The sequence below is a fragment of the Domibacillus indicus genome (assembly GCF_000970685.1).
GTDB lineage: Bacteria > Bacillota > Bacilli > Bacillales > Domibacillaceae > Domibacillus > Domibacillus indicus.
In genome coordinates, this window is the sequence record NZ_LAJB01000003.1 from 172,673 (window position 1) to 188,196 (window position 15,524).

Here is a 15,524-nt window from a genome sequence, read left to right on the forward strand (position 1 = left end):
AGCAGCGGGACCGCTTATGCTTCTCATGCATAAAACAGTCCTCTGCCGAAAAAAAATGATCAGCGTGTAAATGCAGCCGGCACACCGCCGTCTACGGTAATCATGCAGCCGGTTGTTTTGTCCGCTTTTGATGATGCAAAAAAGGCAATCGATTCTGCAATATCAGACGGGTAAATATTGACAAGAAGAGTTGTCCGCTTCCGGTAATGCTCTTCCAGCTGATCCGGTTCAATGCCGTAGGCTGCTGCCCGTTCATTGCGCCAGTTCGATCCCCAGATCGCTGACCCTTGAAGAACCGCATCCGGAAGAACAGAATTGACACGGATGCCAAATTCGCCGCCTTCTGCTGCAATACAGCGCGCCAGATGCGTTTCAAGTGCTTTTACCGCGCTGTAGGCAGATGCATTTTTACCCGCATAAACGGAGTTTTTCGACCCAACAAAAACCATATTTCCGCCGATACCCTGCTGCTTCATTTGCTTAAAGGCTTCACGCGCAACAAGGAAGTATCCAGTCCCGAGAACATTGATGTTTAAATTCCATTCTTTTAAAGAGGTTTCATCAAATGGGCTTGATGTAGCAAGACCGGCATTGTTAACAATGGAATCGACACCGCCAAAAGCAAGGGCTGCCTGTGCAAACGCTGCCTGAACCTGCTCTTCGCTTGTTACATCCATTTTCACAGCAATGGCACGCTGCTCTTTGTACTGCTCATTAATTTCTGCCGCTGCGTTTTCAGCGCCTTCAAGATTCAAGTCAGCAAGCACCACATGCGCTCCTTCAGCTACTAAACGGCGGGCTGTTGCACTGCCGATTCCGCCGGCGCCCCCTGTAATAAACGCTACTTTCCGTGAAAATTCCGCTTCGGCCGGAGCGAGTGACAATTTATACAGTTCAAGCGGCCAGTATTCAACATTATAAGATTCATTTTCACTTAAAGAAACAAATTCGCCAAGAGCCGTTGATCCTTTCATAACGGCGATCGCACGGTGATAAAGAGCTCCGCTCACATTTGCCATCGTAATGTTTTTGCCAGAGTTGACCATGCCGACACCTGGAATAAGCGTTACGCGCGGTGCTGCTTCAAACATAACATCGCCTTCATTTTTATTGCGCTCGAAGTACTCTTTGTATTCGGCTTTAAACTGTTCGACTCCTGCTTTTACTTTTTCAATGAGCTCTTCTGTCGTACCGTTTTGCGGGTCCCAGTCAATGTAAAGCGGCTTCATTTTCGTATGAACAAGATGATCCGGACAGGCCGCGCCAATTTGCGAAAGCGTGCCGGCATTTTTGCTGTTAACGAATTCCAGGACGTCCTCCGCATCGTCATATGTTAAAATCATTTTCTTTTCATCACTGACCGCGCCGCGGATGACCGGCATAACAGCTGCCAGGACGTTCTCGCGTTCTTCCTTCGTTAATGGCTCGTACGCCTGTCCGCCAAATGCTTCTGTTTCTTTTTGTTTGTTTTGAATATAATCTTCCGCTTCGTTAATGATATTAATTGTTTGATTGTATGCTTCTTCTGACGTTTCTCCCCATGTCACAAGGCCGTGTTTTTCCATCAGGACAAGCTCTGCATTCGGATTATTTTTCACGCCTTCTGCAATCATCTTGGACAGGGTAAAGCCAGGGCGGACATAAGGAACCCACACAAAACGGTCGCCGTAAATTTCTCTGGCGATTTCTTTCCCGTTATCCGCACAGCAAAGGCTGATAATGGCATCGGGATGTGTATGGTCTACATGCTTAAATGGAAGGAACGCATGCAGGAGCGTTTCAATTGACATACGCGGATGCTTGCTGTCGATCATGCAGTGCGTCAGGTACTCAACCATTTCGGCATCCGGCATTTCATCACGCTCTATCAATGGGCGGATATCTTCCAAATTAAGACCGGTGAAGTTGCCCGCCTTCATTGTTGCCAGATCGGAACCGCTTCCTTTTACCCACATCACTTCAATTTCGCGGCCGCGGAAGTCCGTTTCTGTTGTTTTCATAGAAGTGTTGCCGCCGCCCCAGTTGCATACAGCCCGGTCCGAGCCGATTAAATTAGAACGGTAAACCAGTTCTTCCACACCTGATTTAGATGCTGCTTCATTGGAATCCCATAAATTTTTAACCATATTGTTCGTCCTCCGTTTTCTTTTATTTATGTTTGTTTTATCTTACTATATATTTGTTTGTTTTTGAATAGTTTTTTGAAATTTATTTTTTTCTATATAAGCTGAACAAATGATTTTGTATAACACTTAACAACTTATATAGCAAAAAGATATAGCTTCTTTCTTAACTCTCTCGCAGTTTTTGTCTGCTCTGGACTCTGGAAGTTTTGCTTCGGCTGCATAATTGAATAAAACTGGGTAATCTGAAAAGATTTATCCGATGAGAGAAAGGGTAATTTAAAAAGATGCATATCCAGTGTTTAGGAGGGATTGGATGTTCGGCTTTGCTGACCTGCTCTCTCTGGCCATTTCGGCATTTATAATCCTGCCTGTGGTGATCTTTTTAAGAGAGCTCGGTTATTTAGTAGTCAGTCTTATCCTGGGAGTAAAAAACCCGCGTGTTACAATTGGTTCGGGGCCCAGGCTGTTTCGGTTCAGTATTTTTGATATTCGGAAACACTATCATGTATACAGCTGGTACTCCTATGATTCTTTAAAAAGAAGCGGGAAAGCAGCGTATGTTTTTCTTTATGCAGGACCTATCCTCGTAAATGTAGCGGCTGCAATAGCCATTAACGCAATGCTGGCAAATGGAATGTTAGAAGAATACCGCACGTTTTGGGATCGCTTTGTATTTTACGCGTTTTATTATGTTCTGTTTGACGCTGTACCGATGAAAACCCAGAACGGGAAGCCTAACAATGGCTATATTATTTATGAAATGCTGCGCTACGGCAAACGGACGGACTACAATCAGGAGCCGTTTCTGCCGTCTACTTCTAAAGTGGAGGAACAGTATAAAGAGGAAATGGAAAGAATCAATAAAATGAGAAAAAGGAGAGCAAAGAGCCAGAGCAGAAAACGAAAAGAAAGAGCTTTTTTAAAAAAATAAGCTATTACATGGACCTGCTGCGGTATTCTCCCATCTGGCCCGCTTTTCCTCTAAACTAACACAGAAAAAACCTGTGCCGGAGTTCCGGCACAGGCTTCTTTCTTCCTGCTGTACAATTCATACAATGTTGAAATGAACATTCTCATTTCCCTTTTTGTATGCTTATAGTTGTTAATTCCCCACTCCCTTCACATTGAAACCGTTTTCCTCAATATTTTTTTCTTTCTTTTCTTTCCAGATCGATCATAAATAATCAGTCCAATACATCCTGCTGCTGCAAGCCAGCCAAGAAGCTGATACATAGATGCAGCGCCGCCTGTCCGGTCGATGAGCCAGCCGCCGCCGAGCGAACCGATAATTCCAGACAAACCGAAAAAAGCAGAAATAAATACCATCTGTCCCGTTGCTAAAAATTCATCTGGCATAAGTTTTGTGACAATTTGAAACGTACATAAGTAAAAAACGCCAAATGTCAGGCCATGCAGCGGCTGAAGCATAATGAGATGAATGGGCTCTGTCGCCAGGGCAAACAGCATCCAGCGCAAGCCGTACAAGCCCGCAGCCACAATTACGAATGTGATATTTCTTTTAAACAAACGAATCCAGTAAGCGCTGAACATAAAAAGCAGCGCTTCTGATGCTACACCTATAAACCAGGCCAGTCCAATTTGTGATGCAGAACCGCCGAGTTCCGTAATGTACAGGCCCATAAACATATCATTCGCCCGATGCGTAGTGGTTACAAGCATAATAATAAGCAAGAACCATAAAAATTCGGGCCGGCTGACCACTTTTGCGGCTTCCTTCATATTGATAATTTTGGACGATGCCTGCACATCACTAATTTTTTGAATAACTATAAATGTGAAAATTGCATAAATGAGATATAAATAAAACAAGTATCCAAGCCCTAACTGGCCCAAAATAAAGCCTCCCAGAAGAGAAGTGACCGCAAAACCGACTGATCCCCACATTCGGATCTGGCCAAACTGCACATGGTGAAGCACAGCTGTTTTTTGTGATAAGCTGTCACCAAGCGCGCCTGCCGGAGACTGAAAAGAAAAGAAGATCGCCGCGATAAGCAGCAGCATCCAGAATGATTCGGCTTGAAATAAGAAAAAACTCATAATAATCAAGCTGCCTGCACAGATCATCACCATGCGCTTAACCGTTTTATGTTTATCGCTCATATACCCCCAGAACGGCTGGGAAAACAAAGCGGTAAAAGGCCCTATTGCCATAAGCCAGCCGATCTCTGAAGCAGAGAGCCCTTTCTCCTGAAAATAAGAAGGCAAAAACGTAGCGGTCAATGCCACTGATGAATGAAAAAAGAATAAAAACAAGCTGAGAAATAAAACCGGCTGCTTTTTCATATGTATATCCTCCAAAGTAGAAAAGCAGGAAGCGGCTGCCGCTTCCTGCTTAAAGTCCATGTTATGGGCGAATGCGAACTTCTGATGTAGCATCGAAGAAATGCGCTTTGTTCATATCAAACGCCAGCTGAATTTTTTCACCGGCCGCAATGTCCAGGCGTGAATCAAGGCGTGCGACAAAGTTCTGGCCGGCAACGTCTGAATATACCATGATTTCTGCACCGAGAAGCTCAGATACGGAAACTGTTGATTCAAACGACGATTGCTGGGATGCTTCCAGGAAAACGAGTTCATCATGAATGTCTTCCGGACGGACACCGAGGATAATTTCTTTACCCACATAGCCCTGATCACGCAGATAGCGCATTTTCCCTTCAGGTACATCAAGCTTTTGCGAGCCGATTGTAACAAATCCATCGCCAAGCTGTGCATTAAAGAAGTTCATTGGAGGCGAGCCGATAAACCCGGCAACAAAGGCGTTTTCTGGATTCTCGTAAACTTCTTTTGGCGAACCGATCTGCATGATTTTACCGGCTTTCATAACAACAATTCTTGTCGCCATTGTCAATGCTTCTGTTTGGTCATGCGTTACGTAGATTGTGGTTGTCTGCAAACGCTGATGCAGTTTAATAATTTCAGAGCGCATTTGTACGCGAAGCTTCGCATCCAGGTTGGAAAGCGGCTCATCCATTAAGAATACTTTGGCATCACGGACAATCGCACGGCCAAGGGCAACACGCTGGCGCTGACCGCCAGAAAGTGCTTTTGGCTTCCGTTTTAAGTATTCAGTTAAACCAAGAATCTGCGCTGCGTTGTCAACGCGCTGTTTAATTTCTTCTTTTGGCATTTTACGGAGCTTCAGGCCAAATGCCATGTTATCATAAACCGTCATATGCGGATAAAGGGCGTAGTTCTGGAAAACCATCGCAATATCGCGGTCTTTCGGTGCCACATCATTGACGCGGCGGTCATCAATATAAAAATCGCCTTTTGAAATTTCTTCAAGGCCGGCAATCATTCGAAGTGTCGTTGATTTACCGCAGCCTGACGGACCAACGAAAACGATAAACTCTTTATCTTGAATATGAAGATTAAAATCTTCAACTGCTGTTACATCTCCATCGTATACTTTATAGATATTGTTTAATTGAAGTTCTGCCATTTTATTATTCCTCCTGTAACCGTTTTCTTGTTTTTATTGTATTCGCTTACAGATGAAATAAAAATGGACAGGGTGCACAAATATACCCATTCTATATTGTGCACGTTGTCATTTTTTTTGAACACTCATTAAGCAAATCATATAAACAAGCAGGGCGCCTTCATACGAACGCACATCAATGCCGGTCCGGTCAATAAAACGGTCAATCCGGTACTGAAGGCTGTTCCGGTGCAGATGAAGCTGTTTGGCCGTCTGGCTCACATTCAAGTGGTTTTGGATAAATAATTGAAGTGTATTCCGCAAATCATCATCTGCTTCGAACAATTCTTTTTCTTCTGCAAACAAGTCTGACAGCTCCGGGCCGTTTTCGGCTAAAAACAAGTGCGGAATGACCATTTCAATTGTTGTTACCCGCTGTTCCGGGATAAACAGCTCTGCTTTTCGGGCCGCTTCTTTTTCTCTTTCATATAGGCTCCTTAACGGCTCAGTGGCGGGTGCAAATCTGCCGATAAACAGCCGGCCTGCTATATAAAAGTCCGCTGCAAGCACGTCTAAAAACGTTTGTGCTTCTTCTTTCCCAATAGGATAATCAGACTCTTCTTCTATCAGGATGCACTCCCTTTCTCCCATCCAGACTGTAAGAATAGCATGATCGAAAAATGTATCAACTGCTTCGAAAAAACTGCTTTGGTCATTTTCTGATAGTTTTACATATAAAAACCGCACCCGCTCCGCTTTTACAGCCGGGCAGCCTGCCTGGCCCATAAGAAAATCCCACCACATCTGCCCGAGAGAAGACAGCTGGCTTATCCCCTGCTCCTGCTCAACTGGAATAAAAAAGTGAGAAAGAAGCTGCTGTTCTTTTTCGGTTACATCCTGTTTTGGAATAGAAATATAACGGTTTTTTCCCTTATCAAAAAAATGAAAACGGGTTTTATCGGGTACGAGCTTTTCCGTCATCAGGGCTCTTGTATAAATTTTCTCAATACTCTTCATTTCTGCTGCCTCTTTTCAATAAGCAACGCTTTCTGCACTCTACAGATCACTTTTGCTTTTTTCTCTATCAGTATACTGAATTTTAAAAATAATCTCATGTGATTTTACATATGGTTTCTCAAAGAAAGCGTAGGAGAACAGGGCTTAGCCCCGGTAAGTCAAGCGGCATTCTCGGGGCTGCGCGTTCCACGGGTCAGGCGCTGAGCTCGTCTCCGCCTGCCGGCTCCACCGATCTCAGTCCCATCGGAATCTACGCCCCGCGCCTGCCGCCTTTGCGGGGAGGAAAATAGCAAAATTTGTTTTTCTCTTTCGTCACAAGGAACAAAGCGCCATTGTTCGTTCATCGTCTCTTCTTTCCTGAAAAGGATTGGGCGGAGGGCTGGCGGCGAAGATTCCCTCAGGACGAGTGGACGAGCTGAAACAAGCGGTGCGAAGCGATGGTTTGGTGGTTCAGCGTTCGCTCCGGCTGTTAGCGAAGCCGCCAGCCCGCAGCTCTTTACACTTCTTTTTAAAAGGAATCTTACATGATAGGAAAAGACAAAAGCAAAGAGGACTGACGGCAAAGCCGCCAGTCCTCTTCACTTTTTAAGCCCACCACATTTCTCCCGCTGATTCACGGATCAGCACATCACTCAAATTTTTCACGGCACGGCTGAATCCTTCATCAATGGACATAATAGGGTCTTCATGCTCAATGCTTACAACATAATCATAGTTGTACATGCGAAGAGCACTCATCATATCTGACCATTCCTGCAGGCTGTGGCCGCAGCCGACACTGCGGAATGTCCATGAGCGTGTCTGAACATTTCCATATGGCTGCATATCTGTTAAGCCGTACATATTCACATTATCCTGGTCAATGTACGTGTCTTTTGCATGGAAATGATGAATGGCGCCGGCTTTGCCAAGAATTTTAATCGCTGCCACCGGATCGATTCCCTGCCACCACATATGGCTTGGATCTAAATTGGCGCCGATCGCGTCACAGGTTGCTTCACGAAGCTTCAGCATTGTATAAGGCGTGTGCACAAGAAACCCGCCATGCAGCTCTAAACCAATTTTCACGTTATGGCTTTTAGCAAGCTCGCCAATTTCCTTCCAGTATGGGATCAATTTTTTCTCCCACTGCCAGGTTAAAATATCATGGTATTCAGGAGGCCATGGAACAACCGGCCAGTTCGGCTGCTTTGCTTCTTCCGAGTCACCCGGCGTACCGGAAAAGCAGTTGACAACCGGCACGTTTAAAAGAGAAGCCAGCTTGATTGTTTTGCGCAGTACTGAATCACATTCTTCCGCAAAGTCCCTGTCCGGCGTCAGCGGGTTGCCGTGGCAGCTGAATGCGCTGATAGTAAGGCCGCGGGATGTAACGGCCTGAAGATAATCGGCGCGTTTCTTTTCATCCTCCAGCAATTCATCAAGCGGGCAGTGGACATTGCCCGGATAACACCCTGTGCCGATTTCCACGGCATCCAATCCGGCTGCTTTCACATGATCCAGCATTTCTTCAAACGATTTATTCGCAAAAAGAACCGTAAATACACCTAACTTCAAGTCGATCACTCCTTTTTTAATGTCGATACTTTTAATAGGGCCGCCTTATGCTTACTGCTGTGAAATCGGCGATTTTTCTTTCTTTTTATCTGATTCTAACACTGTGGCCAATTTTGGCACTTTCATAGACAGAGTCAATAATGCTTGTTACATACATGGATTCTTCCGGACTTGACATTGGCGTGCTTTCTCCAAAGCAGCAGGAAACAAAATGTTCCGCCTGCAGGATCGCGAATGGTTTTTCTTCTGGAATCCAGGCAATCTCGGAATTAACAAGAACACCGTGCTGGGATTTATTTAAGCGGAGCGGAAAAACTTCAATACCGCCTTCCGTGCCCGAAATGCTGATCGTCTCTTCGTCTTCCGGAATGTTTGCCGCCCATGACGTTTCCAGCATAACGACTGCTCCATTCTCAAGACGGATAAAAGCTGTCGCATGGTCTTCCACTTCAAATGTCGCCGGATTGATTGTACCCCATTCATTCACCATATCCTTTTGCATGCTCAAGTGATTGAATGTCGTCCCGCTTACTTCGTACGGCTTTGAGCTCCCTGTCAGCCACATGGCTAAATCAAGCAAATGGCAGCCATAATCAATGAGTGCGCCGCCGCCCTGCAGCTCGCGGTTCGTGAATACGCCCCAGCCGGGCACTTTCCGGCGCCGCATTGATTTAATCCGAATTACAAGCGGCCGGCCAATTTCCCCGCTGTCGATCAGCTTTTTCGCCGCCCGGGACTCCTTCATAAACCGCCAGTGATAAGCAATAAGCAGGACCTTCCCGGATTTTTTGGCTGCAGCCACCATTTCCTCGCATTCTTTTGTATTCAATGCCATTGGTTTTTCACACATGACGTGAACACCGGCATTTAATGCCTGGACGGCAGCAGGCGCATGAAATTTATTCGGCGTTGTAATTAAAAGAGCGTCAATCTTGCCCAGCATTTCTTCAAGGCTTGTGCAGACATACTTGACGCCGAATTTTTCGGCGGCTTCCTTCGCACGCTCTTCGTTTACATCCATCACAGCCGTGATTTCTGCTTCCTTTACATGCTTAAAAGCAGGAATATGCCGTTCCATCGCAATCGCGCCTGTGCCTAAAACGCCGATTCTCAGTTTTGTCATGTTGGGTCACCTCTTCCATTAAATACGGACGATTTGTTTCGTTTCGTTTGATTCAAGTGCTGCCAAAATAACCTGGAGTGATTTTTTGCCTTCCTGCCCGCAGACAGGCGGTGTTTTGTTTTCAAGAATGCTGTGGACAAAGTATTCTACTACACGTGAGTCTGACTGCTTGCCTTCTTCATTTGACTGAATGGCTCCCAGGCTGTGGCGCTCGCTGCTGCCATTTTTGTATTGAATAATAAGCGAATAGTCTGGATCATCTTCCAGCCGCAGGATACCGTTTTCCGCATAAATAACGGTTGAGTTATCCTCGCCGCCATTATAGGCCCAGCTCGCAGCCAGTGTACCGATAATGCCGCTTTCTGATTTTAAAATGCAGACTGCATTATCATCAACAGTCGAATTTGCTTTTGCCGATCCTTCTACAAACGCGGCTGCTTCCACAAATTCCTCGCCGATCAAATACCGCATTAAATCGGTTTTATGAACGCCAAGGTCTCCCATCGCTCCGATAAAGGCCAATTCTTTTTTAAAAAACCAGCTGTCGGTTCCGTCTGCACTCCAATTTTCCGGCCCGCCATGGCCAAATGCGGTGCGGAAGCTGTAAATCTTTCCGAGTGTGCCGCTTTCAATAATGCTGCGTGCTTTCACATGGGAAGCAACAAAGCGCTGGTTGTGGGCAATCATTAATTTTTTGCCGCTTGCTTCTGCTGCTTGAATCATAGCATCTGCTTCTTCACGGGACGTAGCCATCGGCTTTTCACAAAGAACATGCTTTCCTGCCTGAAGCGCCGCAATGGAAATCGGCGCATGCAGGGAGTTAGGTGTACAAACGCTTACCGCATCAATGTCTTCATTAGCGAGCAGCTCCTCATAGCTTGTATAAGCTATGGCATTGTATTGCTTTGCATACTCCTGCGCGCGCTCTTCTACAATATCGCAAAAAGCGGCAATTTCCACATTTTCATTTGCTGCATATTCTGGAATGTGACGGTGTCTGGCAATGCTTCCACAGCCGATCACTCCTATTTTAAGTATAGACATTACCGTTATTCTCCTTTTAACGTTTCAATTGGTTGTGCGTTTCCGTAGACCGGGCGTTCCCGTTTAACAGGCGCAGCCCATTTTACTGCGTTTTGAATTACTTTCTGGACGTTCTCGTTATAGTATGTAGGATGTGTTTCATGTCCAGGTCGGAAGTAAAAGATTTTGCCGTTGCCCCGTTTGTATGTAACACCGCTGCGGAATACTTCTCCGCCTTCAAACCAGCTCATAAAAACAAGTTCATCCGGAGCTGGAATGTCAAAGTGCTCCCCGTACATTTCTTCATGCTCCAATTCGAAATACTCCCCAATGCCTTCTGCGATCGGGTGGGCGGGGTCTACTACCCAGAGACGCTCTTTTTCCCCTGCTTCACGCCACTTCAAGTCGCAGGAAGTGCCCATTAGTGTTTTAAAGATTTTTGAAAAATGGCCGGAATGAAGAACAATCAGCCCCATCCCATCAAGCACACGCTGCTGCACTTTCTTTACGATTTCATCACTGACTTCTTCATGCGCGACATGCCCCCACCATAAAAGGACATCGGTATTATTGAGTACGTCATCTGTCAGCCCGTGTTCTGCTTCATCCAGTGTTGCTGTTTGAACGGTGCGGCCTTCTTCCTTCAAAAAGCCGGCAATCACTTCGTGGATACCGTCGGGGTAAATCTCTTTAACGGTGTCTTTGTTTTTTTCATGACGAAATTCGTTCCACACTGTTACTTTCATATCATCGCCCCATTCGTTTTATTTTTTCTGCATGATTCCCGCACCACAATGGATGTTGGCACAAGAATATTTCGTTTCATCATATCCGGTTTTTCCAAAAGGTCAACAAGCGTTTTCGCTGCTTCAAAGCCGAGCTGAAAAGCATGGATATCCACGGTCGTCATCGGAGGGCTGGAAAGCTCAGACAGCATTGAATCCATAAAAGTAGTAATCGCCATTTCATCCGGCACACGAATTCCCCGCTCGTACAGAGCAGACAAAAGGCTCATGCCCATTAACTCATCCGTTGTTACAATGGCTGTTGGCCTCGGATTCATTTCCAGAATCTCGGCGACCGTTTCTCTTGCGCTGTCTCTTGAAATTTCTTTTCTAAAAAGTAGTTCCGACTGGATGTCCGCAAGCTTTAAAGCCTGTTTATATCCTTGTTCACGATCTTTATGAACTTCAAACCTCGGATCGCCGCCAACATAAGCAATATACTCATGGCCCGCCCGGATTAAATAGTCGGTAATATCGCGCGCCGCTTTTACATTATCATTATCCACATACATGACTTTATCTATGTGGTCTGTTGGCCTGCCAATCATAACAAACGGGAAATCCTGCTCTAAAAGCAGTTGCAGCACCGGGTCATTATCCTGGGAATAAAGCATAATCATGCCATCAACGCTTTTCCCCTGCACCATATTGACCACTTCATGATAAATCTCTTCATCTGATTCACCGCATGTCATTAAAACGCTGTATTTCTTTTCGTGCAGCAAATCGCTCATCCCCTGGAGAGCTACCGGAAAAAACGGATCAGACAGCGATCGTTTTGATGAAGTTTTCCGAATAATCCCGATTGTCTGCGAGGACTGTGTGACAAGCTTTCTTGCCAGCAAATTCGGATGGTAGCCAAGCTCCTGCATCACTTTTCTTACTTTTTCTTTTGTTTCCTGCGTAATTTTTGGATGATCTGCAATAACACGGGAGACAGTCGACGGTGCAACCTGCGCCCTTTTTGCCACATCTTTTATTGTTACAGCCATGACCGAATCCTCCCTTTTCTTGTTTATAGTACCATTTTTCAAAAAATAAGAAAGTATATCGTTTTCAAAAGAAAATCGAATAGAAACTACTGAAGGCTGTCCGTCTTTATACACAGTCAACAATAAAGGTTTCCTGTTTATACGGTGCCGCAGCCGGTCCTATTAGTCTCGCACTGGGGCAGCCTTTCCAAAGGCGATTTCGATTATTTGACCGCTCCCTCGGATACTCCTTTGATAATTTGCTTCTGGGCAAAAAAGTACGCGATAATAACCGGAATAATGGAAATCGTCAGGCCGGCAAGAGCAAGATGCCACTGCTTTGTGTATTGGCCAAAGAATAAGAAAAGCTTTAGTGGGATTGTATCCGTTCCATCTCCGCTGATAACAAGGGACGGCAGCAGGAAGTCGTTCCAGATCCAAATCACATTCAAAATCCCTACTGTAATCGAAATTGGCTTTAAAAGAGGAAAAATAATGTACCAGAAAGTTTGGAACCGGTTACAGCCGTCGATCGTTGCTGCTTCATCCAGCGACTTCGAAATCCCTTTTAAGGCACCGTGGTAAAGGAAAATCGACAGGCTGCAGCCAAATCCGAGATACATAAAGATAAGCCCGTAAAAGTTAAGCGCGTTTACTTTTCCAAAAATAGAAACGAGCGGGATCATAACCGACTGGAATGGGATCAGCATGGCAGCAACAAAGACGAAGAAAAGAATGTTGCTCAGCTTGCTTCCGTTCCGTGACAGTGCATAAGCTGCCATCGCGGAGAAAAAGAGAATAATCGCCACGCTCAGGACTGTTACAAGCATTGAATTCATAAACGTCTGCAAAAAGGTCAGTTCTTCAAAGGCCTGCTTGAAGTTATCAAACGTAAAGGTTTCTGGCAGCTTCAATGTATTAGTAAAAATCTCGCGTTTTGTTTTAAACGCGTTGGCAATCATTAAGTAGAAAGGCGAGATCCAAAGAAGAGCCAGCAAAAGGCCAATAATCTCCAGGGTCCATCTTTTTCCCGACTTTTTCATTACATCTCTACCTCCTTTTTCTTGTTAACGTAAACCTGCGTCAGTGAAATAATGGCGACAATGATAAAGAAGATAACCGCTTTTGCCTGCGCTTCCGCCATCTGGTTTAACTGAAACGCTGTTTGAACGATGTCCATTGCGACCATTTTCGTAGATTCAAAGGGACCGCCGTTTGTAAGTGACAGGTTTTGATCATAAATTTTAAAAGCATTGGACAGGGTCAAAAATAAGCTGACGGTAAACGCCGGCATAACAAGCGGGAAGGTGATGTTACGGAAACGCTGCCATGGGTTGGCGCCATCGATTTCCGCCGCTTCAAGCAAGTCTTTCGGCACATTTTCCAGATATGCAATATAGATAATCATAATGTAACCAGCCATCTGCCAGCTCATCAGGATCACCATTCCCCAGAATCCCGTTTGCGAATCGGAAAGCCAGCCCTGCAGCCACTCAATGCCTGTTGCCCGGCCAATCGCATCAAACGCTTTTGTAAAAATAAACTGCCAGATAAAGCCGAGAATCAATCCGCCGATCAGGTTTGGCATAAAAAAGATCGTCCGCAGCACATTCTTGGATTTAATGTAGGATGTAACAAGCATGGCGAGGCCGAGCCCCATAATGTTGATCACAATAACAGAAGCAATGGAGAATTTAAACGTGAACCAGAGTGAATTTAAAAAGCTTTGATCGCTGAACAGCTCGATATAGTTTTTAACGCCGATAAATTCAGCCGCGTTCACTCCGTCCCAGTCTGTAAATGAGTACACAATGCCATAAATCAAGGGCAGCAGCACAACGGTTCCAAGCGCAAACAGAACAGGCGCCAGGAAAAGCCAAAACGCAAAATCTTTGTTTCTCATGCTGGTTAAACCTCGTTTCAGTTTAATTTAGGGAAAGAAAAAGATAACAGAGCAGAAAGCCCGTTATCTTTTTCTGTTTTCAGTGGCTTACTGGCGCGCTTTTTTCCAGTCATCTTTTGCTGCTTGAATTGCTTCTTCCCATGAAGCTTCGCCAGCAAGGTATTTTTGAAGATGCGCGCCTAAGATATCGCTCCAGCCTACAGGGTAGCCAAGGAATACCCAGCCCTGTGTGTTGCCTGCTTCTGCATATTCATAAATGGTTTTTGAAAGCGGATCGGCAACTTTGTCTGCATCATATCCTTCATAAGCCGGAATAAATTTAAATTGCGTCAACACCGCTTCTTTTCCTTCATCAGAAGTGTAAAGCCAGTCAAGGAAGTCTTTTGCAGCCTGCTGTTCTTCTTCTTCGGCGTTTTTATTGACCGCCCAGTACTGTGGAACACCAACCGGCATTTTCATTTCGCCGTCTACTGGAATCGGGAAGATGCCGACATTTTCAGCAAGTTCCGGGTCCATCTGCTCGATCGTTGGATATACCCAGTTTCCTTGCTTGATCATTGCCACACGGCCTGTTGAAAACAGCTCTTCTACCTGCTGTGAATAGTCAAGGCTCAAGACCGGCTGTACAGAGTATTTATTTTGCAGGTCAATATACTCTTTGTATTGATCCGCTTTTGTAAATGGCGTTTCTTTTGCTTCAAACGCTTTCATCACACTTCCTTCGAAGTCATCTGCCATGAAAGAGTTAGAGCCGTGGTTTCCTTCTGTCCATTTTTCCTTGCCTGCAAAAGCGAACACAGCATCAATACCAAGCTCGTCCTTTTTGCTGTCAAGCGTTTCAACGACTTTTGTCAAGTCTTCCATTGACTTGATAGACTCGGCATCTACGCCGGCTTCCTCAAAAATCTGTTTATTATAAACAAATCCGTATCCTTCCTGGTTATAAGGAAGACCCAGCACCTGCTCACCTTCCGTTACGCTTTCTAATGTACCGTCAAGTGCCGCTCCGGCCGCTTCTGTATCACTTACGTCTATTAATCTGTCGCGATATTGCTGTACATCAACCGCTCCATTGATATTGAAGATAGCCGGCTCGTCGCCCGAAGCGAATTTTGATTTCAGCGCTGAAGCATAGTCGTTACCGCCGCCGACTGTTTCAACCTTAATATCAACATCCGGATTTTGTTCCTCATACTGCTTGGCAAGCTCTTCAAACTGTTCCTTGAACTCTACCTTAAACTGAAAGATATCTACAACTGTTTGATCGCCGCTTCCGCCGCCGGAGCCTCCTGATGCGTTCTCATCTTTTTCAGCTGTGGAACAGCCGGCAAGGCCAAGTAACAATGCGGATGAAAGTACCAATGCTTTTTTCTTAAACACGTCATCTACCCCTTTGCAGTCTTTTTAGTTTAGGTTGAAACCGGTAATCGCTTTCAACTTCTGAAACAACTATAACACCGCTTTCATGAAAACGTCAACACTTTTTGAGAAATCGTTTGCATATTTTTTGTAAAGCCTTTCATCACATATGTATCAACCATTTAATTCCTTGTATATACAACGAAATATTCGGAATC

Annotated in this window: 13 protein-coding genes; 1 reads left to right on the forward strand and 12 read right to left on the reverse strand. The window is 45.2% G+C overall.

The genetic code is table 11. The features are described from left to right. Positions 1-59: 59 nt before the first annotated feature. Positions 60-2,126: a bifunctional rhamnulose-1-phosphate aldolase/short-chain dehydrogenase gene (locus tag VP98_RS05225; RefSeq protein ID WP_046174293.1), complete on the reverse strand. Its 2,067-nt coding sequence runs from the start codon at positions 2,124-2,126 to the stop codon at positions 60-62. A gap of 313 nt (positions 2,127-2,439) precedes the next feature. Here VP98_RS05225 and VP98_RS05230 point away from each other — a divergent pair, with 313 nt between their 5' ends. Next, a complete protein-coding gene (locus tag VP98_RS05230; protein WP_046174294.1) occupies positions 2,440-3,057 on the forward strand; it encodes a hypothetical protein in 618 nt (205 codons plus the stop codon). Positions 3,058-3,245: 188 nt separating this feature from the next. Here VP98_RS05230 and VP98_RS05235 read toward each other — a convergent pair whose 3' ends face one another. The 11 genes from VP98_RS05235 to VP98_RS05290 all read right to left on the reverse strand — a co-directional run bounded on the left by VP98_RS05235 (position 3,246) and on the right by VP98_RS05290 (position 15,327). Beyond that, a complete protein-coding gene (locus tag VP98_RS05235; RefSeq protein ID WP_046174295.1) occupies positions 3,246-4,430 on the reverse strand; it encodes an MFS transporter in 1,185 nt (394 codons plus the stop codon). A 61-nt stretch (positions 4,431-4,491) separates the two neighbouring features. After that, positions 4,492-5,592 (reverse strand): ABC transporter ATP-binding protein, encoded by a 1,101-nt coding sequence (locus tag VP98_RS05240; RefSeq protein ID WP_046174296.1) that lies wholly within the window; start codon positions 5,590-5,592, stop codon positions 4,492-4,494. Between the two features lie 108 nt (positions 5,593-5,700). Continuing rightward, positions 5,701-6,588: a PucR family transcriptional regulator gene (locus VP98_RS05245; protein ID WP_046174297.1), complete on the reverse strand. Its 888-nt coding sequence runs from the start codon at positions 6,586-6,588 to the stop codon at positions 5,701-5,703. Positions 6,589-7,173: 585 nt separating this feature from the next. Continuing rightward, positions 7,174-8,142 (reverse strand): sugar phosphate isomerase/epimerase family protein, encoded by a 969-nt coding sequence (locus VP98_RS05255; RefSeq protein ID WP_046174299.1) that lies wholly within the window; start codon positions 8,140-8,142, stop codon positions 7,174-7,176. An 85-nt stretch (positions 8,143-8,227) separates the two neighbouring features. Beyond that, positions 8,228-9,265 (reverse strand): Gfo/Idh/MocA family protein, encoded by a 1,038-nt coding sequence (locus tag VP98_RS05260; protein ID WP_046174300.1) that lies wholly within the window; start codon positions 9,263-9,265, stop codon positions 8,228-8,230. Between the two features lie 18 nt (positions 9,266-9,283). Further along, positions 9,284-10,309 carry a Gfo/Idh/MocA family protein gene (locus VP98_RS05265; protein WP_046174301.1) on the reverse strand — a complete coding sequence of 342 codons (1,026 nt, stop codon included), beginning with the start codon at positions 10,307-10,309 and terminating at the stop codon, positions 9,284-9,286. A 5-nt stretch (positions 10,310-10,314) separates the two neighbouring features. Beyond that, on the reverse strand, positions 10,315-11,034 hold the full coding sequence (locus VP98_RS05270) for a ThuA domain-containing protein (protein WP_046174302.1): 720 nt from the start codon (positions 11,032-11,034) through the stop codon (positions 10,315-10,317). Then, positions 11,031-12,065 carry a LacI family DNA-binding transcriptional regulator gene (locus VP98_RS05275; protein ID WP_046174303.1) on the reverse strand — a complete coding sequence of 345 codons (1,035 nt, stop codon included), beginning with the start codon at positions 12,063-12,065 and terminating at the stop codon, positions 11,031-11,033. The genes VP98_RS05270 and VP98_RS05275 overlap by 4 nt, the downstream gene beginning before the upstream one ends. Before the next feature lie 203 nt (positions 12,066-12,268). Further along, entirely contained in the window at positions 12,269-13,087 is an 819-nt protein-coding gene (locus tag VP98_RS05280; RefSeq protein WP_046174304.1) for a carbohydrate ABC transporter permease, read from the reverse strand. Then, a complete protein-coding gene (locus VP98_RS05285) occupies positions 13,087-13,947 on the reverse strand; it encodes a carbohydrate ABC transporter permease (RefSeq protein ID WP_046174305.1) in 861 nt (286 codons plus the stop codon). The genes VP98_RS05280 and VP98_RS05285 overlap by 1 nt, the downstream gene beginning before the upstream one ends. A gap of 87 nt (positions 13,948-14,034) precedes the next feature. After that, positions 14,035-15,327 (reverse strand): ABC transporter substrate-binding protein, encoded by a 1,293-nt coding sequence (locus VP98_RS05290; protein ID WP_046174306.1) that lies wholly within the window; start codon positions 15,325-15,327, stop codon positions 14,035-14,037. Between the last annotated feature and the right edge of the window lie 197 nt (positions 15,328-15,524).